The sequence below is a fragment of the Variovorax sp. 01N425 genome, assembly GCF_056399465.1.
In genome coordinates this window covers 309,395-331,215 of record NZ_JBFTRJ010000008.1, presented here as the reverse complement: position 1 = coordinate 331,215, position 21,821 = coordinate 309,395, and the positions used below count along the sequence as shown (strand labels likewise).

18 protein-coding genes and 1 pseudogene are annotated in these 21,821 nt (G+C 65.0%); 12 read left to right on the top strand and 7 right to left on the bottom strand.

The genetic code is table 11. The annotated features are described in order from the left end of the window. Positions 1-35: 35 nt before the first annotated feature. The 12 genes and pseudogenes from AC1DSC_RS17085 to AC1DSC_RS17030 all read left to right on the top strand — a co-directional run bounded on the left by AC1DSC_RS17085 (position 36) and on the right by AC1DSC_RS17030 (position 15,021). Positions 36-974, top strand: coding sequence for a dihydrodipicolinate synthase family protein (locus AC1DSC_RS17085; protein WP_015865728.1), 939 nt, complete (start codon positions 36-38; stop codon positions 972-974). 57 nt (positions 975-1,031) lie between these two features. Further along, a complete protein-coding gene (locus tag AC1DSC_RS17080) occupies positions 1,032-2,003 on the top strand; it encodes a tripartite tricarboxylate transporter substrate binding protein (RefSeq protein ID WP_015865729.1) in 972 nt (323 codons plus the stop codon). Next, positions 1,993-2,700 carry an SDR family oxidoreductase gene (locus AC1DSC_RS17075; RefSeq protein WP_015865730.1) on the top strand — a complete coding sequence of 236 codons (708 nt, stop codon included), beginning with the start codon at positions 1,993-1,995 and terminating at the stop codon, positions 2,698-2,700. The genes AC1DSC_RS17080 and AC1DSC_RS17075 overlap by 11 nt, the downstream gene beginning before the upstream one ends. 29 nt (positions 2,701-2,729) lie before the next feature. Beyond that, positions 2,730-3,896 carry a mandelate racemase/muconate lactonizing enzyme family protein gene (locus tag AC1DSC_RS17070; RefSeq protein WP_015865731.1) on the top strand — a complete coding sequence of 389 codons (1,167 nt, stop codon included), beginning with the start codon at positions 2,730-2,732 and terminating at the stop codon, positions 3,894-3,896. A gap of 261 nt (positions 3,897-4,157) precedes the next feature. Further along, positions 4,158-7,085 (top strand): type VI secretion system tip protein VgrG, encoded by a 2,928-nt coding sequence (locus AC1DSC_RS17065; protein ID WP_015865732.1) that lies wholly within the window; start codon positions 4,158-4,160, stop codon positions 7,083-7,085. A 52-nt stretch (positions 7,086-7,137) separates the two neighbouring features. Then, a complete protein-coding gene (locus tag AC1DSC_RS17060) occupies positions 7,138-11,967 on the top strand; it encodes an RHS repeat-associated core domain-containing protein (protein WP_015865733.1) in 4,830 nt (1,609 codons plus the stop codon). Beyond that, positions 11,964-12,407, top strand: coding sequence for a hypothetical protein (locus AC1DSC_RS17055; RefSeq protein ID WP_015865734.1), 444 nt, complete (start codon positions 11,964-11,966; stop codon positions 12,405-12,407). Before AC1DSC_RS17060 ends, AC1DSC_RS17055 begins: the two co-directional genes overlap by 4 nt. A gap of 64 nt (positions 12,408-12,471) precedes the next feature. After that, a pseudogene (locus tag AC1DSC_RS17050) lies at positions 12,472-13,125 on the top strand (RHS repeat-associated core domain-containing protein); the annotation flags it as partial. Continuing rightward, positions 13,122-13,517 carry an immunity 50 family protein gene (locus tag AC1DSC_RS17045; protein WP_080515781.1) on the top strand — a complete coding sequence of 132 codons (396 nt, stop codon included), beginning with the start codon at positions 13,122-13,124 and terminating at the stop codon, positions 13,515-13,517. The pseudogene AC1DSC_RS17050 and the gene AC1DSC_RS17045, both read left to right, overlap by 4 nt. 253 nt (positions 13,518-13,770) lie before the next feature. Next, positions 13,771-14,253, top strand: a complete 483-nt coding sequence (locus AC1DSC_RS17040) for a hypothetical protein (RefSeq protein WP_150106887.1) — start codon at positions 13,771-13,773, stop codon at positions 14,251-14,253. A 30-nt stretch (positions 14,254-14,283) separates the two neighbouring features. Further along, a complete protein-coding gene (locus AC1DSC_RS17035; RefSeq protein WP_086012243.1) occupies positions 14,284-14,466 on the top strand; it encodes a hypothetical protein in 183 nt (60 codons plus the stop codon). Between the two features lie 216 nt (positions 14,467-14,682). Next, a complete protein-coding gene (locus AC1DSC_RS17030) occupies positions 14,683-15,021 on the top strand; it encodes a hypothetical protein (protein WP_150106889.1) in 339 nt (112 codons plus the stop codon). A gap of 152 nt (positions 15,022-15,173) precedes the next feature. Here the strand turns inward: AC1DSC_RS17030 and AC1DSC_RS17025 are convergent, their stop codons facing one another. The 7 genes from AC1DSC_RS17025 to adh form a co-directional block, all read right to left on the bottom strand. Continuing rightward, positions 15,174-15,461, bottom strand: a complete 288-nt coding sequence (locus tag AC1DSC_RS17025; protein ID WP_015865735.1) for a copper-binding protein — start codon at positions 15,459-15,461, stop codon at positions 15,174-15,176. A gap of 30 nt (positions 15,462-15,491) precedes the next feature. Continuing rightward, positions 15,492-15,998 (bottom strand): cupredoxin family protein, encoded by a 507-nt coding sequence (locus AC1DSC_RS17020; protein ID WP_015865736.1) that lies wholly within the window; start codon positions 15,996-15,998, stop codon positions 15,492-15,494. 58 nt (positions 15,999-16,056) lie between these two features. Further along, complete coding sequence (locus tag AC1DSC_RS17015; RefSeq protein ID WP_015865737.1) at positions 16,057-17,472, bottom strand: copper oxidase; 1,416 nt, start codon at positions 17,470-17,472, stop codon at positions 16,057-16,059. A gap of 37 nt (positions 17,473-17,509) precedes the next feature. Next, entirely contained in the window at positions 17,510-18,937 is a 1,428-nt protein-coding gene (locus AC1DSC_RS17010; RefSeq protein WP_015865738.1) for a TolC family protein, read from the bottom strand. Continuing rightward, positions 18,934-19,284 carry a hypothetical protein gene (locus AC1DSC_RS17005; protein ID WP_015865739.1) on the bottom strand — a complete coding sequence of 117 codons (351 nt, stop codon included), beginning with the start codon at positions 19,282-19,284 and terminating at the stop codon, positions 18,934-18,936. The genes AC1DSC_RS17010 and AC1DSC_RS17005 overlap by 4 nt, the downstream gene beginning before the upstream one ends. A gap of 117 nt (positions 19,285-19,401) precedes the next feature. Beyond that, positions 19,402-19,842 carry a hypothetical protein gene (locus tag AC1DSC_RS17000; protein WP_041945782.1) on the bottom strand — a complete coding sequence of 147 codons (441 nt, stop codon included), beginning with the start codon at positions 19,840-19,842 and terminating at the stop codon, positions 19,402-19,404. Between the two features lie 130 nt (positions 19,843-19,972). Beyond that, positions 19,973-21,493, bottom strand: a complete 1,521-nt coding sequence (gene adh / locus AC1DSC_RS16995) for an aldehyde dehydrogenase (protein WP_015865741.1) — start codon at positions 21,491-21,493, stop codon at positions 19,973-19,975. Between the last annotated feature and the right edge of the window lie 328 nt (positions 21,494-21,821).

The following is a 21,821-nucleotide window of genomic DNA, read 5'->3' as shown; positions in this document are numbered from 1 at the left end:
CATTCCTGCACCTTGAACCCCAACGGAGACACAGCATGCCTTCCATCGCGAATTATCGCGGGATCATTCCCGCCATTTCCTGCCCTTTCACCGCGGACCACCGCATCGATGAGCCGGCCCTGCGCAAGCTGGCCTCGTGGCTGGCGGGGCACGACGGCGTGGTGGCGGTCATGACCAACGGCCACACCGGCGAGGTGTTCTCGCTGACGCCGGCCGAACGCGCCGAGGTGACGCGCATCGTCGCCGACGAGCTGCGCGGCCGCATGCCGGTGATCTCGTCGATCGTGTGCGAAGGCCTGGCCGAGGCCGCCGAGCATGCGCGCGCCGCCCAGGCCGCCGGCGCGGCCGCGCTCGACGTGATGCCGCCGCACCACTGGCTGCGCTTCGGCTTCACGCCAGGCCATGCGCTGCAGTACTTCGAGGCCATCCACCGCGCGGCGCCGGAGCTCGACCTGGTCTGCCACGTGTACCCGGCCTGGACCCGCGCCTCCTATTCGTCGCAATTGCTGGCCGAGCTGGCCCGCCTGCCCTACCTGCAGGCCTTCAAGGTCGGCCAGCGCGACATGAACAAGTACGCCCGCGACATCCAGGCGATCCGCGAGGCCGACGCCTCCAAGGCCATCCTCACCTGCCACGACGAGTACCTGCTGGCTTCGATGGTGCAAGGCGTGGACGGCGCGCTGGTCGGCTTTGCCACTTTCATCCCGCAACTGATCATCGACCTGTGGAACGCGGTCAAGGCCGGCGACCTGAAGAAGGCGATGGCGGTGCAGGCCCTGATCACGCCGCTGAAGGACGCGGTGTACGGCGGCGGCGAGCCGACCGGCGAGGCGCATGCGCGCATGAAGGGCGGCATGTACCTGGCCGGCGTGCTCGACAACGCCACGGTGCGCCCGCCGACCGAGGCGCCCAATGCGCGCGAGATGGACGCGCTGCGCGCCGCCGTGGCGCAGGCCGGGCTGTCGAGGCGCTGAGCGAACACACGGAAGGCACGCCGCCCTCCCCCCGAAAAACACAAGGAGACAAGAGACATGCAACGCACCCATTTCCTGCGCGCCGCGCTCGCGGCCCTCGCGCTCGCCGCGGCATCCTCCGGCTTTGCGCAGACCCAGCCCTGGCCCGCCCGCCCCGTGCGCATGGTGATCCCGTTCCCGCCCGGCGGCACGCTCGACACCGTCGGCCGCCTGCTCGCGCAGAAGCTCGGCGACCAGCTGGGCCAGCCCTTCATCGTGGAGAACCGGCCCGGCGGCAATGGCGTGATCGGCGCCGACGTGGTGTCGAAGGCGCCGGCCGACGGCTACACGCTGCTGTTCAACGCCTCGACCTTCACCACGGCGCCGATGACGATGAAGTCCGTGCCCTACGAGGTCGCGCGCGACTTCACGCCGGTGGCGCTGGTTGCCAAGGCGCCGCTGTCGGTGGCCATCAACAAGAACCTGCCGATCACCGACGTCAAGTCGCTCATCGCCTACGCCAAGGCGCATCCGGGCAAGATGACCTTCGCCGTGGGCTCGATCGGCTCGGCCGGCCACCTGTCGACCGAGCTGCTCAAGCGCGCGGGCGGGCTCGACTACCTGATCGTGCCGTACAAGGGCACGGCGCCGGCCTTCCAGGACCTGATCGGCGGGCAGATCGACGGCTTCATCGATCCGATCCTGGGCTCGCTGCAATACCACAAGAGCGGCATGCTGCGCGTGGTGGCCGTCACCTCGGCCCAGCGCGCCACCAGCCTGCCGAACGTGCCCACGGTGGGCGAGACCATTCCGGGCTACGAGTTCTACAGCTGGTATGGCCTGTGGGGTCCGGCCAGGCTGCCGGCCGCGATCACGCAGCGGCTCAATGCCGAAGTGAACAAGGCGCTGGGCACCGACATGCGCGAGACGCTCAACGCACAGGGCCTGCTGCTCACGCCGGGCAGCGTCGACGACTTCGCGAAGTTCCAGCAGGCCGACATGGAGCGCTCGAAGAAGATCATCGTGGAGGGCAACATCCGTGTCGAATGAAGCGGCAGCAGCCCCGCATGCCGTGGTGACGGGCAGCAGCAGCGGCATCGGCCGCGCCATTGCGCTGCACCTGCTCGAAGAAGGCTGGCGCGTGAGCGGGCTCGACCTGGCGGCGCCCACGCTCTCGCACGCGGGCTTCACGCACGCGGCGGCCGACCTGTCGAGCGCCGAGGCCATCGCGCGCGCCGCGGCCGCTCTCCAGGATGCCGGCGCGCTCGTGCATGCGGCCGGCGTGCTGCGCGTGGGCCCGCTCGGGCAGCTCGACCATGCGGGCGGCGAGCTGATGTGGCGCCTGCATGTCGATGCCGCCACGCGGCTGGCCGATGCGCTGGTGCCCGCAATGGCCGCGCGCGGCCATGGCCGCGTGGTGTTCGTCGGCAGCCGCGTGGCGCACGGCATGCCGGGCCGCGGCCAGTACGCCGCCACCAAGGCGGCGCTGGTCGCGCTCGCGCGCAGCTGGGCGGCCGAGGTCGCGGAGCGCGGCGTCACCCTCAACGTGGTGTCGCCCGGCGCCACGCAGACCGCGATGCTGCAGGACCCGGCGCGCGCCGGCAGCGCGCCGCGCCTGCCGCCCATCGGCCGGCTGATCCAGCCCGCGGAAATCGCTGCGCTGGTGGCCTTTCTTCTTTCGGCGCCGGCCGCGGCCATCACCGGCCAGGACATCGCCATCTGCGGCGGTGCGTCGCTGCACCGCTGAGTTCTTTTTTTCCTCCAGCTACAAGCACCATGAAGATCGTCAACATCCTCGAGTCCACGCGTCCCATCAAGTCGGACATCCGCAACGCCTACATCGACTTCTCCAAGATGACCCTGAGCCTCGTGGCGGTGGTCACCGACGTGATCCGCGACGGCCGGCCGGTGGTGGGCTACGGCTTCAACTCCAACGGGCGCTACGGCCAGGGCGGGCTGATCCGCGAGCGCTTCCTGCCGCGCCTGCTCGAGGCCGAGCCCGCCTCGCTCCTCGACGAGACCGGCGACAACCTCGATCCGCACAGGATCTGGGCCCGCATGATGATCAACGAGAAGCCCGGCGGCCACGGCGAGCGTTCGGTGGCCGTGGGCACCATCGACATGGCCGTGTGGGACGCGGTCGCCAAGATCGCCGGCAAGCCGCTCTACCAGCTGCTGGCCGAACGCTACGGCAGCGGCACGCCCGACCCGCGCGTGTTCGTCTATGCCGCGGGCGGCTACTACTACCCCGGCAAGGGCGTCGAAGGCCTGCAGCGCGAGATGGCCAGCTACCTGGAGCGCGGCTACTCGGTGGTCAAGATGAAGATCGGCGGCGCCACGCTCGCGCAGGACTGCGAGCGCATCGAGTCGGTGCTCAGGATCCTCGGCCCCGGCCAGCAGCTGGCGGTGGACGCCAACGGCCGCTTCGACCTGGCCACCGCCATCGACTACGGCCGCGCGCTCTCGCAATACCCGCTCTTCTGGTACGAGGAAGCCGGCGATCCGCTCGACTACGAGCTGCAGGCCAAGCTCGGCGAGGTCTACGCCGGCCCCATGGCCACGGGCGAGAACCTGTTCTCGATGCAGGACGCGCGCAACCTGATCCGCCACGGCGGCATGCGGCCCGACCGCGACTGGCTGCAGTTCGACTGCGCGCTGAGCTACGGCCTCGTCGAGTACCTGCGCACGCTCGACATGCTGAAGGAGCACGGCTGGTCGCCCTCGCGCTGCATTCCGCACGGCGGCCACCAGATGTCGCTGGCCATTGCGGCGGGCCTGGGCCTCGGCGGCAACGAAAGCTACCCCGACCTGTTCCAGCCCTATGGCGGCTTCCCTGACGGCGTGAAGGTGCAGGACGGCTACGTCACGCTGCCGCCGCTGCCCGGCATCGGGTTCGAAGGCAAGGCCGACCTCATCGCGGAGATGCGCGCGCTCGCGGGTTAACCCGAAGGGCTTCATCGGGCTTCGCAGAATGCGCGCGATGTAGCCCGTATGGATTACATCTTTCGGCAACTGCGATCAAATAGCCCCGATCCGTGCCGAATTACCAGGGAATGAGTCAAGGCCTCTTGCATAATCCAGCTGTTTTGATGCGTCCTGTCACACACATTGCATCCAGACAGTTGATTGGCTAGTTTCTTCTCCAGAAGAAGAAAAAGATCAGGGAGGTCACATGGACACCACGTTCCTGCAAGGTGGCGGCTCGTGAAGCGCCGCGTCACCATCCAGACGCCGCTGGGCGAGGCACTGCAATTCCACCGGCTGGCGGGGCGCGAGGCGCTCAGCCAGGCCTACGCCTTCGACCTGGACCTGCTGGGCAGCAGCAATGCGCTGGACCCCAAGTCCATCCTGGGCAAGCCCGCCACCGTCGTGATGGAGACCGAGAGCGGCGTGCGTCACCTTGGCGGCCTCGTCACCCGCTTCGGCCTGTCGCACGAAGACGACCGCCAGGCCTTCTACAGCATGCGGCTTCGCCCGTGGCTTTGGCTGGCCACGCGCCGCTCCGACTTCCGCATCTTCCAGGACCAGACCGTGCCCGAGATCGTTGCGGCCGTGCTGGGCCGCTACGGCCATCCGATGGAGCAGAAGCTCCACCGCAGCTACCGCCCCTGGACCTACTGCGTGCAGTACCGCGAGAGCGACTTCGACTTCATCTCGCGCCTGTGCGAGCACGAAGGCATCTACTTCTGGTTCAGACACGAAGCGGAGCAGCATGTGCTGGTCTTCGCCGACGACATCGCCGCCTCCCACGCCCCGCTGCCCGGCGGCGAGACCGTGCGCTACCACCCGCACGAGAAAGCCGGCATGACCGGCGGGCTGGAGGCCAGCGAGCGCATCTACGAATGGGCGCAGGCCGAGGAGATCCGCCCCGGCCATCACTTTCGCAACCACTACGACTTCGAGAAGCCCCAGGCCGACCTCGCCAGCCGGCGCCAGATGCCGCCGGGCCACGAGCACGACGGCTTCGAGCAGTACGAATGGCCGGGCGACTACCTGCAGCACGACGACGGCGAGACCTACGCGCGCCTCCGCACCGAAGAGCAACTGAGCCAGCGCAGCCGGGTCAGCGGCCGTTCCAACCTGCGCGAACTGGCGCCGGGCCACACCTTCCGCCTGCGGGACCATCCGCGCGAGGACCAGAACCGCCAGCACCTGCTGCTGGCCGTGGACTACGACCTTCAGGAGAACCTGCAGGCCAGCGAAGGCGCCAATGCCTCCGAAGGCTCGGTGCAGCGCTTTGCCTTCGAGGCCCAGCCCACCAGCTACGCCTGGCGCCCGCGCCGCAGCACGCCCAAGCCCCGCACCCGCGGCCCGCAGACCGCCGTGGTGGTCGGCCCGGCCGGCGAGGAGATCTGGACCGATCCCTACGGCCGCATCAAGGTGCAGTTCCACTGGGACCGCCTGGGCCAGCGCAACGAGAATTCGAGCTGCTGGCTGCGCGTGTCCACCGCCTGGGCCGGCGCCACCTTCGGCGCGGCCGCGCTGCCGCGCATCGGGCAGGAGGTGATCGTCGACTTCCTGAACGGCGATCCCGATTATCCGATCGTCACCGGCCGGGTGCACAACGCCGACGAGATGCCCGCCTGGCAACTGCCTCAGCAGAAGCAGCTCACCGGCATCCGCAGCCGCGAGCTCGGCGGCGGCAAGAGCAACCACCTCGCGCTCGACGATTCGAGCGGCAAGGTGCAGGCCCAGCTCAAGAGCGACCACCAGAGCACCAGCCTGAGCCTGGGCCACATCGGGCGCATCGAGGACACGGCCGGGCGCAAGGACGACCGCGGCCAGGGCTTCGAGCTGCGCACCGACGGGCATGGCGCCGTGCGCGCCGCCCGCGGCCTGCTGCTGAGCACCGAGGCGCGGCCCAATGCGCAGGGCCACATCACCGACATGCGCGAGACCATCGCCAGGCTCACCGAGGGGCGCGACCTGCACGAGAGCCTGGCGCAGGTGGCGCAGCAGGCCAAGGCTCACGAGGCCGGCGACCAGGACGAGGTGGCCCGCGCGCTGAAGGCGCAGAACGACGCGATCAGGGGACAAGGCGGCCCCTCGGGCCCGGGCGAGTTCCCGGAGTTCCAGGAGCCGCACCTGACCCTGGCGAGCCCGGCCGGCATCCAGGCCACCACGGCCGCCAGCACCCACCTCGTGAGCGTGGAGCACACGGCCATCAGCAGCGGTGCGCACACCAGCGTGGCCACGGGCAACAGCTTCCTGGTGAGCGCCAAGGACGCGGTGCGCATGGTCGCCTTCAACCACGGCATCCGCCTGGCGGCGGCGGCCGCCGACATCGACCTCACGGCGCTCAAGGACAGCATCAACGCGCTGGCCAAGCTGGACATCAAGATGGAGGCCAACCGGATCACCATCACGGCGAAGGAAGAGGTGCTCATCAACGGCGGCTCCAGCTACACGCGCTGGACGGCCGGCGGCATCGAGAGCGGCACCAACGGGCTGTGGCGCGCGCATGCGGCTTCGCATTCGATGGTGGGGCCCAAGAGCGACGGACAGCCCCGGCTGCCGCAGCCGCCCCAGCTTCCGAGAGGCCAGCTCGACCTGTACCACCAGTACGTCAAGGCCGACGGCGCCACGCGCCAAGGCGTGAAGCAAGGCGACTACACGGTGGTGGACTCCGACGGGGGCACGCACACGGGCAAGCTGGACGCGAACGGCTTCGCCTCCGTGGCGGGCCTTCCGCTCGGGCAGGCCAAGGTCACGTTCGGCGGCGATCCGAGCGACCCCTGGGACACCGGCAGCTACTTCGGCCAGCCGAACCGCTGGCCCACCCGGCCTGCGAGCGACAAGTCCGTCGACGCGGGAGGCGGTGGAGCGGGCTTCGTCGGCGGAACGGGCGGACTCGGCAGCGCAGCGGCGGGCCTGCTGGGCCAGGCGGGCGGCCTCGAAAGCCAGGCCAGCGAGGCAGCGAGCACCGCGCAGCAGGCCGTCGGTGCCGTGCAGGCCATCCAGCAAGGCGGCGCCAAGGCATTGCTGGGCCAGGTCGGCCAGGCGGCCAGCGGCATGGCCGCGCAGACCGTGGGCGCCATGGTGCCCAAGCTGCCCGCGTCGCTGCCTTCGATGCCCTCGCTGAAGTCCCTGGCCACGCTGCCGCGCGGCCAGACGCCGGGCTTTGCGGGCTGATCGCCGGCACCGCAAGACGACGACCACAAGAGAACACGGGAGAGATCCGCGAATGGCTGACCAGGCCCCCCAGAACGACGCGCAAGCCAAGGAGCGCGAGCGCCAGACCGCGGTGGCACCGCTCAACACCATCGGCGAGGAAGACATCGGCGCCGGCGCCGCCAAGATCGACAAGTGGCTGCGCAAGCTCACCAACGACTACGTCACGCTGAACGTGCTGGCAACCTTCGCGGGCAGCCTGCCGGTCATCGGCAACATCATGGCGCTCATCGACGCGGTCTGGGACCTCATCGAGATGGTCACCAAGAAGGCGTACAGCGACGTGCTGCAGTGGGTCAGCCTGGCCATCAACCTGCTGGGCGTGATCCCGTTTCCGCCCGCCACCGGCGCAGCGCGCATGAGCCTGCGGCCCATGCTGCACCTGCTCAAGCAGGAGATCGCCAAGTCGGCCAAGAACGCGGTGCCGAACATCGGCGAGGCGTTCATTGCCGTGCTCATCACGCACCTGAACGACACCATCGCCGGCACGCTCGACAAGTTCGTGGACGAGGCGCTCGGCTACCTCGACGACTTCCTGCAGTCCTGCGCAAAAAAGGTCGACGGCATCGCCGATGCGCTGATCGGCGCGCTGCAGGTGGCGCTGGGCGAGAAGCCGGTGTTCGCAACCGGCGCCGCTGCCGAGCGGAACACCTACGACCCCAAGACCCAGAGCACCTGGAGCCGCATGATGGCCGCCGCGGCCGAGGCCGCGAAGAAATCCGCCAACTACGCGGCGGCCACCGCGAGCCACTATGCGCTGCCCGACAGCGCCAAGGCCATGATCCGGGACACCGTCGCCAGCCTGACCGACCTCAAGGGCGCGGCCCGCCGGCAGATCATGCGGCTGGGCGACGAGAGCCTGCAGTACGGCATCAAGTGGATGATCAAGATCCTCAAGGATGCATTGCTCAGGCGCAAGGGAAAGCACAGCGCCAACATTTCCGCGAACAACGGAACGCAGGTCGAAAGCAAGAAGCCCGGCGGCGAACAGGCCGCCACCTCCGCCCAGGTGCCAGCCGGCGGCGACCCCGGCTGCAAGAACTGCACGAGCGCCGCCGCGGGCGGCGCCATCAGCCTGGCCACCGGCTGCGAGAGCTTCGACCACACCGACTTCGTGCTGGGCGCCCCCCTGCCCATCACCTGGACGCGCACCTACCGCAGCGATCTTGCCGCCTTCGACCAGGGCAGCCTCGGCGCGCGCTGGATCACGCCCTTCAGCACGCGCGTCGATGTTGCCAAGCCCGCCAGGGGCCGCCGCCAGGGCCAGATGAGCCTGATCTATCGCGGTGCCGACGGCCGCAGCCACGCCTTCCCGCTGCTGGCCGTGGGCCAGAGCCATCGCAACCCGATCGAGGAGATCACCCTCACCCGCCTCGGCGAACGGCTGCTCGCGGTCGATTTCGGCAAGCCCATGCCGGCCGGCCAGGCCCCCGACTGGCGCGAGACCTACGAGCTGGTCGACACCGTGCCCGCCAAGGCCGCCGCGCAAGGCAAGCAGCACTTCCGGCTGGTGGCGCAGCACACGAACAGCGGCGCCGCCGTCGGCCTGCGCTACGACCACGTGATCGCGGCCACCGGCGAGCAGGTGCTCAGCGACATCATCAGCAGGCAGGGCGAGGCCATCATCGCCCATGTCGGCACCCAGCCCGATGCGCAGACCGGCCTCATCAAGGCCCTGTGGGAGCTGAAGGAAGGCCGCGTCGTGCGCCAGCTGGCCGCCTACATCCACGACGCCGAAGGCGACCTCGTCGCCGCGCAGGACGAGAACGGCGCCGGCTGGCAGTACAGCTACAGCCACCACCTCGTCACCCGCTACACCGACCGCACCGGCCGCGGCATGAACCTGCAGTACGACGGCACCGGCGCCGATGCCAAGGCCGTGCGCGAATGGTCCGACGACGGCAGCTTTGCGCTCACGCTCGAGTGGGACAAGAACATCCGCCTCACCTACCTGACCGACGCCATGGGCGGCGAGACCTGGTACTACTACGACGTGCTCGGCTACACCTACCGGATCATCCACCCGGACAAGCGCGAGGAATGGTTCCTGCGCGACGACGCCAAGAACATCACGCGCCACATCCACACCGACGGCACCACCGACGACTACGTCTACGACGCCCACGGCAACCTCAAGACCCACACCCGCGCCGACGGCAGCAGCGTGCACTACGCCTACGACGCGCGCCACCGCATCACCGGCATCCTCGACGCCGAAGGCGGCGCCTGGAAGCGCGACTACGACGCAAGCGGCAACCTCACCGAAGAGATCGACCCGCTCGGCCACAAGACCGAATACGCCTACGACAACGCCGGGCGCCCCGTGCGCATCACCGACGCCAAGGGCGGCATCAAGACCCTCGCCTACACCCCCGACGGCCAGCTGGCCAGCCACACCGACTGCTCGGGCAAGACCACCCAGTGGGCCTACGACGGCCGCGGCCGCCTGGCCAGGATCACCAACGCCCTGGGCCAGGCCACGCGCTTTCGCTACACCGAAGCCGGCGAAGCCGCGCAGTCCGCGATGCCCGGCCAGGCCAACAACCACCCGGGCCAGCTCGAGGAGATCGTCCACCCCGACAACACCAGCGAGTACTTCGCGCACGACGCCGAAGGCCGCCTGCTCGCGCACACCGATGCGCTGGGCCGCCGCACCAGCTACGGCTACACCCGCGCCGGCCTCGTCGCCCAGCGCACCGATGCGGCCGGCCACACCCTCAAATACCACTGGGACCTGCTGGGCCGCCTGCGCGAACTGCACAACGAGAACGGCAGCCGCTACGACTTCCGCTACGACCCCGTCGGCAAGCTGCTCGAAGAAACCGGCTTCGACCGCAAGGGCACCCAGTACCGCTACGACGAAGCCAGCGGCGTGCTGGCCGAGGTCATCGAAGCCGGCCACAGCACCCGGCTCGCGTTCGACCCCCTGGGCCGCCTGAGCGAGCGCCAGGCCGGCGACGATGCCGAGCGCTTCGCCTACGACCGCAACGGCCGCCTGGTCGAGGCCACCAACGCCGAGGCCAGGCTCCAGTGGTTCTATGACCGCGCGGGCAACCTCGTGCGCGAGCACCAGCACTACCTGGACCACGGCCACACGGCCGTCTGGCAGCACGGCTACGACGAGCTCAACCAGCGCATCGCCAGCATCCGCCCCGACGGCCACGTCACCCAATGGCTCACCTACGGCTCCGGCCACGTGCACGGCCTGCTCGTGGACGGCCAGGACATCCTGGGCTTCGAGCGCGACGACCTGCACCGCGAGATCGGCCGCGAACAGGGCAACGGGCTGACGCAGAAGCTGCACTACGACCCGGCCGGCCGGCTGCTGGAGCAGCAGATTTCGCAGACCAGGCCCGGCGCGATCGAGGCCGTCGGCATCCGCCGCAGCTATGCCTACGACAAGGCGGGGCAGCTGGTGGCCATCGGCGACAGCCGCCGCGGCAACCTGAGCTACCGCTACGACCCCGTGGGGCGCCTGCTGGAAGCCCACAGCCGCCTGGGACGCGAGACCTTCGCGTTCGATCCGGCGGGCAACATCGGCAGTCCATCCGACGTCGGAGCCGACACCCAAGCCGCAGGTCGCATGACCACCCGCGTCGCGGTGCGCCTGGGCGGTGATGGCCGCAGCATGGCCGGTCGGCTGATGGACAACCTGCTCAAGGACTATGCGGGCACCCACTACACCTGGGACGAGCGGGGCAACCTGATCGAGCGCAGCCGCAACGGAGAAATCACCACCTTCACCTGGGACGGCTTCAACCGCATGCGCAGCGCCGAGACCTTCGGTGAGACCACAAGCTTCAGCTACGACGCGCTGGGCCGGCGCATCGCCAAGCGAAGCTCTCACGCGACGACCTTGTTCGGCTGGGACGGCGACACGCTGGCCTTCGAGAGCACGCAGAGCACCGAGGGCCAGCAGGAGCTGCAGGCCTGGCGCGGTGACAGCGTGCACTACATCCACGAGCCCGGCTCCTTCGTGCCGCTGGTGCAGATCAGGCAGGCCCAAGCCGTGGCGCTGAGCCAGACCACCGACGTGAAGGCGCTGATCGCGGCCAATGGCGGGCGCTACGACATCGAGCAGGATCCGTTATGGAATGGGGAGCAACTCAAGACGCCGCAGGCCTTTGCGAGAGAAGAGATCGCGTTCTACCAATGCGACCACTTGGGCACGCCGCAGGAGCTGACGGACCATGAGGGGCGGATCGCCTGGTCTGCGCAATACAAGGCCTGGGGCGAAGCCAAGCAGGCGATCAGCGAGGCGGGACGGAAGGCGGGGTTCAGGAATCCGATTCGGTTCCAGGGGCAGTACTTTGACGACGAGACGGGGCTGCACTACAACCGACACCGGTATTACGACCCGAGTTGCGGGCGGTTTGTCTCGAAAGATCCCATCGGACTGGCCGGCGGGAGCAATCTCCAGCAGTACGCCCCCAATCCACTCGGTTGGATAGACCCGTTGGGACTGGCCGGTAAGGGAATTACACCGAACAACAAGGGAACTCGTACCACTATTGAAGGAGGCAATCTGCCTCAACCAGTTGCCGGATATAGCACAAAAGCGGGCGGAAATGGCGCCTCCCATCCTGTTGTTCGAGACCTGTATGACTCTGTTCCTCGAGATGAACGATCCGTCTTCCACGGTGATTGCGGCGAGGCAGACGCATTGAGCAAAATTGCATCGTTAAATAATGCTAAAAGCATCGAGCAGCTACAAGCTCTCACCAACGGAAGTGCCACCGAAACACTTAGAAATGATGGAAAACTTATGGTGTGCTGTTCTTCTTGCAGGCACGTAACAGGAACTCTCGGAATTCGAGATAATGCAAGGAATCGAGGAAAATGAACACCCAAAATTCTGAAGATTTTGATGCACTGGAAGAGGCGCTCAACGAAAATAACATCCCAATTGAAGATTTACTTTCCATATACAGGGATTTTCTTGAAGATCTCGCGAACAACGAAAAATTCACGGCAATCCCCAAAAAAAGCCTCACATATATTCGTGATTGCCTTAAAAAATCGATACGGTTGTTAGCCGAAGGAAAAGAAGAAGAGAGAAAGGCGATAAGAAATAGCTTGTGGGCCCTGGCCGACGAAAATCGCGAAACGAACCCAGATCTGTATAACTTGGCGAGGTGCACAATAATTATCTACGGGAAGATGGAAGACTGGGATGTAGCCCAAGACTCCCCGGTATTTTATTGCCTCTTTTATCTAAGGAAAATACTTCCGGATATAGAGCCCGACTTTATTAGGTATTTCAAAAATTCACTCCTCCGCTAAGAGGTTGCGTCCTCCCACTATGAATGATCGCGAACGTCGCAAAATGCCGACCCCATAAACACGCGACCACTTGAATGCGCCGCAGGAACTAGCGGATCATGAGGGGCGGATCGCTTGGTCGGCGCAGTACAAGGCCTGGGGCGAAGCCGGGCAGGCAATTAGCGAGGCGGGACGGAAGGCGGGGTTCAGGAATCCGATCCGGTTCCAGGGGCAGTACTTTGACGACGAGACGGGGCTGCACTACAACCGGTATCGGTATTACGACCCGGTGGGCGGACGGTTCGTCTCGGGAGATCCAATTGGGCTGGCAGGAGGCACGAACCTTCATCTGTTTGTGCCAAATCCTGTGCAGTGGATCGATCCATTTGGGTTGACGTGCCATTCCACTAGGCGTGCTAGTCTGAGAGAAATTCGCAGACAGCTTGGAATTTCAATGTCTCAGCAACCCATAGGTCAAAAAATGATTCCACTGACCGATTCAACAGGCGGTTGGATTCTGGGGGAGAATAAGAAGCCGATCATGACCCGGGAGTTGACTTATCAGGTCAACGGAAAGAACGTAGTCGTTCAAGACCACTCTGCCGGCCACTATTACGGCGAAGGTGGAGTTGGAGACCAACCATCCCATCATAATGTTCGCCCAGAAGAAAATACCCGAACTGGAAAAGTTGACGGAATGGACGATCATTACCATTTCAATTGCCGGAATAAAAAATGAATACCCCTAATAGAATTATAAATCCCCAAGCACTATTGTCAATGTATGAAGAATTTCCATCCTTAAATGGATCGGAAATAATGGAAATCCTATTTAAGCGCGACGAGCCTAGGGTTTCTATGAAAATCATGACCAGCAATAAACCAGAAAAAACTCCCGCCAGATGGCCCCAAGGCTTTGACGTGGTTTATTTGGGCATATCTTTTATTGGGGTCAAAAAAATTACTCAAAGTGGTTGGGGACACACCAACACCGTGGATCAATTTAACATTGAAAATCCAAATGACTCGGTGTCAGTGCGCATATCCTGTAAAAATGATTTTTCATTCTCCTTTGATTGCGACTGGATTTCAGTTGACAGCGTTGCCCCAGGAAGCATTGGGACTCCATAGCAATTCAATCTGACAGTGCGCAATAGACCCAAGAGCTTCTACTTCTTCACGGCGTTACCGTAGATTCGTCAAGTGCAAGCCTTCGCACCGGTTCAGTCCCAGATGAGAAATGGTCCATTCAACTAGCAAGACTCCGATAGCAAGGTGACTCTCATAGCGCGTCATCACTTCAGGCATGGATAGACAGATGGTTAGCGCTGTAAATGCCCGCGGCGCGCATACCGAGTAAATAGGCCTCAGTGGAGTATGAATAATGGCATTCAATTTGACAAAAGCCCAGGAGAAGAGATTTACTCTTCTGCAGCAAAAAAACTTCCAGGAATTATTTCTCGATTCGGATTCAATTATAGATTTGATCCAATTTCCAGAATCTTCAATTCTTCTGGAAAAAATAAAAAATATTACAAAATTCAAGGATGGCACGGAAGTACAGGGAACCGCGCATTTATTCGAACATTTATTCGATTTTGCAGCCAATCAAAGTGATGCATGCCTCCTCATTCTTCCCGGTCTTTCGCCTCAAAGCGGGTTTATTTATACGCAATATCCTGCAATAAAAGCAGAGGCAGCCCAATTACACCTACTTCTTGAATCAATGCGAAAACGATTGACTCAAGTAGACTACTTAGCCTTGGTTTCTGAGAAACTTAAGTATGGCGTTGTTTTAGATGTTTACGCAGGAAATCCAGAGATTCATGGCACGAACAAAGAGATTTGCCAAATTACCACTTGGTAAGGCCAAGGGAATTTGAATAACTGAGGACCAATGGATCGGCATACATTCAAAGACGGCGCCATCGACTTGTGGGTCGAGCAAGAATCATCAATTCAGCTGAAGTCGATCAGCAAATTTGGTGATCCAGTTGAGCTCACCGCAAGTGAAGCCAGGGCATTGGCTGATCAACTCAAGAGATTTGCCGATCTGCTTGATCAGCTCGACAACTCATGAAAATTCAACCGCATGCGCAGCGGGACCAGTTGCGGCAAGACCACCACCTTCAGTTACGACGCCCGGGGCCGGCGCATCGCCAAGCGCTCCGAGCATGACGTCACCTGCCACTATGTCGCACGTCACGGTCCAAAAACCAGTTTCGGCTAAATCCAAACAGTTATCCGTATGAATTCATTAAATCTTGGCTACCTACGAGGCCTCTATGATTTTTTAATGAGCAAAAGCGATGAGGAGCTGGAGCGATTTGACATTAATTCCACTGCCAATCAGAAAATTCTCTTTGAAGAAATGAGGCGTAGTTTTTTGACATTTGGACCTATATCAAAAGAGAATATCATCAACGGATTAAGCTACGTTTTGGCGGATTTTTCCAATGACTCGCTATGGCGAAGCGCCATCCCGCACGATCTCCCCCTTAATCGCGTAGCAGATAGGCGCGGTTATTTGGAGGGCATTCTCTTTGCGTTAAATATCCCTCCATATTCGACAAATGTGGACGATTTTGTTTTGATCGACGAAATCGGGCCGAGTGGTTTGGACTATTCGACATAGTCGGGGCACCATCTTCTTTTCGGCTCCGATGGCGACCGAACAGTTTTCTTAGAGGGACGACGAAGCCGGCCGGCACAAGGTCGGATCGGGCAATAGACACCTCAGCACCCCAGATGACGCGGGGTGCCCGGTCGCCGAAGCTCCTGCCCTTCTCAGCGCGCAGGCTCGATATGCGTCACCACAATCTTCCCATCCGCCTTCCCCGCATCAAAGCGAACCTTGTCCCCCGGCTGGAACTTGTCCAGCACGGTCTCGTCGCTTACTCCAAAAACCATGGTCATGCCGGGCATGTCCAGGCTCTTGAGCGGGCCGTGCTTGATCGTGAGTTTCTTGTTGTCCTTGTCCACCTTGCGGATCTCGCCATCGGCAAGCTCCGCGGCAGAGGCCGTGAAAGCGAACGCGGCCAGCACCGCCATGAGTGCAATGCGAATCTTCGACATGGTCGTGTTTCTCCTGGAGGTTGGGTTGTCTTACTTGGCGGCAGCGGTCTTGCCGGCCACCGTCACGGCGCCCTTCATGCCGGCGTCGTAGTGGCCCGGTTGCAGGCATGCGAAGTCGACCTTGCCGGCCTTGGTGAACTGCCACACGATCTCGCCGCTCTTGCCTGCGGCCAAGGTCACCATGTTGGGATCGGCGTGTTCCATCTCGGGGTTCTTCTTCATGGCTTCGTAGTGCTCCTTGAGTTCCTTCTCGGTGCCGAGCACGAGCTCGTGTTTCAGCTGGCCGGAGTTCTTGACGACGAAGCGCACGGTCTCGCCCTGCTTCACCTTGATGTCGGCGGGCGTGAAGCGCATGCCGTCGGTCATGTCGACGTTGATGGTTCGCGTGGCCTTGGCGGCCACGCCGGGTTGGCCGATCGCGGCTTCGGCGTCGCCGTGGCCATGCCCGCCGGCGTGGTTGCCGGTGGCAGAGGCGCCTGCGGCCGCCAGGGCGCAGAGTGCTGCGAGGGCAGCGTTGCGGAGGATGCTGTGCTTCATGGTTTTCCTTTGGAAGGTTGGTTGGAAGAAAGAGAAAGAAGGAACGGACACAAAAAAATCAGTGGCCGGAATGGCCGCTGCCGGGCTTGCGGATCTGCACTTCGATGTTCTTCGCGGGCATGTTCCGCGCAGGCATCGCGGCCGCGCCGGCATCGCGCTGGCGCGAGGTTTCGGGCGCGGGTCCGTCGAGCTCGTAGGCCACGGTGCCCTTGGGGTGCTTGAACCAGCCGGGGTTGCTGTAGTCGCCGGGCTTCTGGTTCCTGCGCACCTTCACCATGCTGAACATGCCGCCCATCTCGACCGAGCCGAAGGGCCCTTCGCCGGTCATCATTCGCGCGGTGTTGTCGGGAATGGGCATTTCCATCTCGCCCATGTCGGCCATGCCGCGCTCTCCCATCACCATGTAGTCGGGCACCAGGTTCGTGATCTGCCGGGCCACGTCCTTGTGGTCCAGGCCGATGAGGGTGGGCACGTCGTGGCCCATCGCGTTCATGGTGTGATGGCTCTTGTGGCAGTGGAAGGCCCAGTCGCCCTCCTCGTCGGCCAGGAACTCGATCTGGCGCATCTGGCCGACGGCGACGTCGGTGGTCACCTCGTACTGGCGCGTGCTTTTGGGCGTCGGCCCGCCATCGGTGCCGGTGACGAGGAACTCGTGCCCGTGCAGGTGCATCGGGTGGTTGGTCATCGTGAGATTGCCGATGCGGATGCGCACCTTGTCGTTGAGCCGCACGTTGAGCGAGTCGATGCCCGGAAAGATGCGGCTGTTCCAGGACCACAGGTTGAAGTCCAGCATGGTCATGATCTTGGGCGTGGCGCTGCCGGGCTCCACGTCGTAGGCGTTGAGCAGGAACACGAAGTCGCGGTCGACCTTCTCGATCAGCGGATGCTCGGCCTTGGGGTGCGTCACCCAGAAGCCCATCATGCCCATGGCCATCTGCGTCATCTCGTCCGCATGCGGGTGGTACATGAAGGTGCCGGGGCGGCGCGCGACGAACTCGTAGACGAAGGTCTTGCCGGGGCGGATCGGCGGCTGGGTCAGACCCGAGACGCCGTCCATGCCGTTGGGCAGGCGCTGGCCGTGCCAGTGCACGCTGGTGTGCTCGGGCAGCTTGTTGGTCACGAAGATGCGCACGCGGTCGCCTTCGACCACCTCGATGGTCGGGCCTGGCGACTGGCCGTTGTAGCCCCACAGGTTGGCCTTGAAGCCGGGCGCCATCTCGCGCACCACAGGCTCGGCCACCAGGTGGAATTCCTTCACGCCGTTGTTCATGCGCCAGGGCAGCGTCCAGCCGTTGAGCGTGACCACGGGGTTGTAGGGCCGACCACCGGGTGGCATGAGCGGCGGCATGGTGTTGGGCGTGGTCTGGGTCACGGGCTCGGGCAGCGCGGCCATGGCCACCTTGCTCACGCTCGCGGCGGCAAGGGCGCCGGTGATGGCGCCGGCGCCGCCGAGAAAGTTGCGTCTGTTTGTCATGTCGTTCGAATCGTTTTGGTGAGTGCAGGTGCTGCGCTCAGTGGCCGGCATTTGCGGAGGCGGCTTCAGCGCCCGCACTGGCGGTCGAAGCACCCATGGCCGTGGGCTTGCCGATCACCGAGGCCGCCAGCGCGGCATCGGCCAGCCAGAACTGCTGCTGGGCGTTGATGGCGTTGCTCACGCTCGCGATCTGGTCGCGCGCCTCGGCCAGCAGCTCGAAGACGCCGATCAGCATGCCGTTGTAGCGAAGCACGTTCTCGTCGGCCATGGCCTGGCGCAGCGGCACGATCTCGTCGCGGTAGTGCCGCGCGATGTCGTAGGCAGTGCGGTAGGCCGAGTAGCCTTCGCGCAGCTGGGAAGAAGCGCCGCGCACCGTGGCGTCGTAGCGGTTGGCTGCGGCGAGCGATTGCGCGTTCAGTGCATCGCGCTGCGCCGAGCCCCAGTCGAACAGCGGCAGCCGGATGTCGAGCTCGAAGCCGCGCCGCGTGCCCTTGGTGCCTTCGGCGTTGTCGAACACGGTGTCGCGCCGGCCGCCCACCTCCACGTCGACGAAGGTCGACAGCAGGTTGATGCCCTGCGACTTGCCCGCCACGTCGAGCTGCGCGCGCGCGAGCTGCACGTCCAGCCGCTGCTCGGTCGCGGTGGCGGCCACTTCCTTGGCCTCGCGCGGCGCCTTTGGCAGATCGGGCAGCCGATCGGGCAAGGCCAGTTGAGCGGCCTGCGCATCGTCGAGCCCCAAGGCACGCACCAGCTCCTCGCGCGCAGCAGTGGCGGCGTGCTGCGCCGAGGCCAGCTGCGCGGTCGCGTCGGCATAGAAGACCTGCTGGCGCGCGCGCTGCAGCTTGCTGAAGTTGCCGATCTGCTGCATGCGCCGCGCGAGTTCCGCGCTGGCCTGGGCCGATCGGTTGACCTGCTCGGCATAGCGCAGCATCTGCTGCGCGGCCACCGCGCGGACCCAGGCCTGCCGCACCTGCGTGACCTGGTCCACCACGGCGCCGGTGAGCTGCACCTTGGCCTGGCTCGATTGGCTGCGCGAGATCGACAGGCGCTGCGGCAGCAGGATGAGGTCCACGAGGCCGAAGGACAGGAGCCGCCCGAGTTCGAGCTCGCTGCCCAGGCGCATGCGCTCGAAGCTGAAGACCGGGTTGGGCAGCCGGCTCGACTGGTTGGCCGCGGCGATGTCGCCCCAGCTCTGCGCGACCAGCGCCTGCACCGCGGGGCTGTTGGTGAGCGCGAGCTGCACCGCGTCGCTTTGCGAAATCGGCCTGGACAGCAGCTCCTGCGCGAGCGCGGCGCGGCGGTCGCGCTGTTCCTGCGTGCGGCTGAGTTCGAGCTTGCCGCCGGTGAACTGCTGGGCCTGGGTGTTGGTGTCCTGCAGCGCGTCGTCGATGCCGACCGAGGCGCAGCCGGCCAGCAAGAGGGCCGCAGCAGCGGCCGCGGCCGTGAGGCGCAAGGCGCGCTTCATGGCTTCTTCTCCTTGCTGGCGGGAGGCATGGGCATCGCGTGCCCCTGGTGCGCGGCGGGTGCCTCGGAGGCGCCGCCACCTGCCCCACCCGCCGCCTCTTCGGCATAGGCCTTCCAGCCGCCGCGCTGGCGGACGGTCTCGTTGGCCTCCTTCCAGGGAATGGGCTTGTCGTCGGTGAAGGGCCGATAGCCCTCGAGCGCGGACTTGTAGCTCAGCGTGGTGGGCGCACGGGTGGCTGCCTCTTCAGCGCGCGGCGCGGAGGCCGGTGCCGGCTGGGCCGCGGCAGCGAGCGCCGCTGCCATGGCCGGAAGAACAGCCAGCCAACGGGCCGGCAATGAATGGAACATGGAATCCTCGCGTGTTCATGAACGGAACGCGTCACTGCCGCCCGAAGGGGTGTGACGCAGGCGATGCATGCGCGCTGCTGCGGCCCGTGACCGGGCGCGCGCAGGCGCACGAACGCTTCAGGCGCGAGGAGGTTTGTCGAGAAGGCGCGGCGCGACCGTGGCCACCGTGCTGGCGGGCTCGGCGAGGTCGGCGCGGGGAAGGCCCTGGAACACGATCAGTTCCAGCGTGCTGGTGAGCGCGGTGGCGTGGCAGGCGCCGCAGGTGCCGCACTTGTGCATGCCATCGGGCGACGCGTGGGTGTCGGCGTGGGCGCTTTGGTCGCCGGAAGATGTCCCGGCGTCCTGCGCGGCAGCTTCGTGGTGCTGATGGCCTGCATGCCCATCGCCGTGCGCCTGCTGCGCATGCCGATGCGCAGCGGCCGGCGCGGCGGCTGCCGCAGCAGCCAGGGCAGCACCCTCATGGCCCGGTCCGCAAAAGACCATGGCGGCAGCCGCGTACGCCTGGAAGGGCACGGCAAACATCACGATCCAAAGGACGAAGAGGCGAACCCGGTGCATGCGAGGATTGTAGATAGAGCAGCAATGCCTGTCCGTATTCGACGGGCATGCATGCCACTCTAGCCATCCAGGCCGACGGTTTCCCGTCGGCCGGATTACAGCGCCGTCATCTTCGGGCGCCGCCGTGCCGTCAGAAGAAGCCGAGCTTCTTCGGCGAATAGCTCACGAGCAGGTTCTTGGTCTGCTGGTAGTGGTCGAGCATCATCTTGTGCGTCTCGCGGCCGATGCCCGATTCCTTGTAGCCGCCGAAGGTGGCGTGCGCGGGGTAGGCGTGGTAGCAGTTGGTCCACACGCGGCCGGCCTGGATGGCGCGGCCCATGCGGTAGGCGGTGCTGCCGTTGCGCGTCCACACGCCGGCGCCCAGGCCGTAGGGCGTGTCGTTGGCAATCTCCAGCGCCTCGGCCTCGGTCTTGAAGGTGGCAATGGCGAGCACGGGGCCGAAGATCTCCTCCTGGAAGATGCGCATCTTGTTGTGGCCCTTGAACAGCGTGGGCTCGATGTAGTAGCCGCCGGCCAGCTCGCCGCCGAGCTGCGCGCGGCCGCCGCCGGTCAGGCACTGCGCGCCCTCTTCCTTGCCGAGCGCGAGATAGCTCATGATCTTGTCCATCTGGATGGCCGAGGCCTGCGCGCCCATCATGGTGTCGGTGTCCAGCGGATGGCCCTGCTTGATGGCCTTGATGCGCTCGAGCGCACGCGCCATGAACTTGTCGTAGATCGATTCCTGGATCAGCGCGCGCGACGGGCAGGTGCAGACCTCGCCCTGGTTGAAGGCGAACAGCACCAGGCCTTCGATGGCCTTGTCGAAGAAGTCGTCGTCCGCGTCGGCGATGTCCTCGAAGAAGATGTTGGGGCTCTTGCCGCCGAGCTCCAGCGTGGCCGGGATCAGGTTGCCGGCCGCGGCCTGCGCGATGACGCGGCCGGTGGCGGTGGAGCCCGTGAAGGCGATCTTCGCGATGCGCTTGCTGCCCGCCAGCGCCATGCCGGCTTCGCGGCCGTAGCCGTTCACGATGTTGAGCACGCCGGGCGGCAGCAGGTCGGCCAGCAGCTCGGCCATCACCATGATGCTCACGGGCGTGGATTCGGCGGGCTTGAGCACCACGCAGTTGCCCGCGGCAATGGCGGGCGCGAGCTTCCACGCGGCCATCAGGATCGGGAAGTTCCACGGAATGATCAGCCCCACCACGCCCAGCGGCTCATGGAAGTGATAGGCGATGGTGTTCTCGTCGATCTCGCTCAGCGCGCCTTCCTGTGCGCGCAGGCACCCGGCAAAGTAGCGGAAGTGGTCGATGGTCAGCGGAATGTCGGCGTTGAGCGTCTCGCGGATCGGCTTGCCGTTGTCCACGGTTTCCGCATAGGCGAGCAGCTCGAGGTTCTGCTCCAGGCGGTCGGCAATCTTCAGCAGCAGGTTGGCGCGCTCGGCCGGCGAGGTGCGTCCCCATTGGCCCGCGGCCGCGTGGGCGGCGTCGAGCGCGAGCTCGATGTCCTCCGCGCCCGAGCGGGCGGCGCGCGTGTAGGGCTTGCCGGTGATCGGCGTGATCACGTCGAAGTACTGGCCCTTCACGGGCGGCACGAACTTGCCGTTGATGAAGTTGTCGTAGGCCGGCTTGAAGTCGATCTTGGCACCGGGGGTGTTGGGGCTCGCGTATTGCATGGTCTCTTGTCTCCGTCGGGTAAAGGGGTGGAAGGCGGCCGCGCAAGCCGGATGCCGCGCGGTCCCGGGTGCTGCATTGCACGGGCCATGCCACGCGGTCCTGGAGGCCATTCGCCCGATCTGGCACATGCATCGGCCCGATTTCCTGCGCCAGGCTGCAACAGCGCTGCGTGTCGCGGTGAGCAGCTGTCACGAAACGGGACAAGACACCCGCCGCTGGCACACAAGATCAAGCGGCTGCCGGATGCGCGCTGGGCGTCGCATTCGGATACATTGGGGCCGCGTTCGCCTTCGGCGAGCCACCCCATCCTTCCTTCCGCCGCCATGC

Excerpts from the sequence above, each read along its gene's own strand:
- AC1DSC_RS17085 (WP_015865728.1), top strand. The coding sequence starts at position 36 with ATGCCTTCCATCGCGAATTATCGCGGGATCATTCCCGCCATTTCCTGC.
- AC1DSC_RS17080 (WP_015865729.1), top strand. The coding sequence starts at position 1,032 with ATGCAACGCACCCATTTCCTGCGCGCCGCGCTCGCGGCCCTCGCGCTC.
- AC1DSC_RS17070 (WP_015865731.1), top strand. The coding sequence starts at position 2,730 with ATGAAGATCGTCAACATCCTCGAGTCCACGCGTCCCATCAAGTCGGAC.
- AC1DSC_RS17060 (WP_015865733.1), top strand. The coding sequence starts at position 7,138 with ATGGCTGACCAGGCCCCCCAGAACGACGCGCAAGCCAAGGAGCGCGAG.
- AC1DSC_RS17055 (WP_015865734.1), top strand. The coding sequence starts at position 11,964 with ATGAACACCCAAAATTCTGAAGATTTTGATGCACTGGAAGAGGCGCTC.
- AC1DSC_RS17045 (WP_080515781.1), top strand. The coding sequence starts at position 13,122 with ATGAATACCCCTAATAGAATTATAAATCCCCAAGCACTATTGTCAATG.
- AC1DSC_RS17040 (WP_150106887.1), top strand. The coding sequence starts at position 13,771 with ATGGCATTCAATTTGACAAAAGCCCAGGAGAAGAGATTTACTCTTCTG.
- AC1DSC_RS17035 (WP_086012243.1), top strand. The coding sequence starts at position 14,284 with ATGGATCGGCATACATTCAAAGACGGCGCCATCGACTTGTGGGTCGAG.
- AC1DSC_RS17030 (WP_150106889.1), top strand. The coding sequence starts at position 14,683 with ATGAGCAAAAGCGATGAGGAGCTGGAGCGATTTGACATTAATTCCACT.
- AC1DSC_RS17025 (WP_015865735.1), bottom strand. The coding sequence starts at position 15,461 with ATGTCGAAGATTCGCATTGCACTCATGGCGGTGCTGGCCGCGTTCGCT.
- AC1DSC_RS17020 (WP_015865736.1), bottom strand. The coding sequence starts at position 15,998 with ATGAAGCACAGCATCCTCCGCAACGCTGCCCTCGCAGCACTCTGCGCC.
- AC1DSC_RS17015 (WP_015865737.1), bottom strand. The coding sequence starts at position 17,472 with ATGACAAACAGACGCAACTTTCTCGGCGGCGCCGGCGCCATCACCGGC.
- AC1DSC_RS17010 (WP_015865738.1), bottom strand. The coding sequence starts at position 18,937 with ATGAAGCGCGCCTTGCGCCTCACGGCCGCGGCCGCTGCTGCGGCCCTC.
- AC1DSC_RS17005 (WP_015865739.1), bottom strand. The coding sequence starts at position 19,284 with ATGTTCCATTCATTGCCGGCCCGTTGGCTGGCTGTTCTTCCGGCCATG.
- AC1DSC_RS17000 (WP_041945782.1), bottom strand. The coding sequence starts at position 19,842 with ATGCACCGGGTTCGCCTCTTCGTCCTTTGGATCGTGATGTTTGCCGTG.
- adh (WP_015865741.1), bottom strand. The coding sequence starts at position 21,493 with ATGCAATACGCGAGCCCCAACACCCCCGGTGCCAAGATCGACTTCAAG.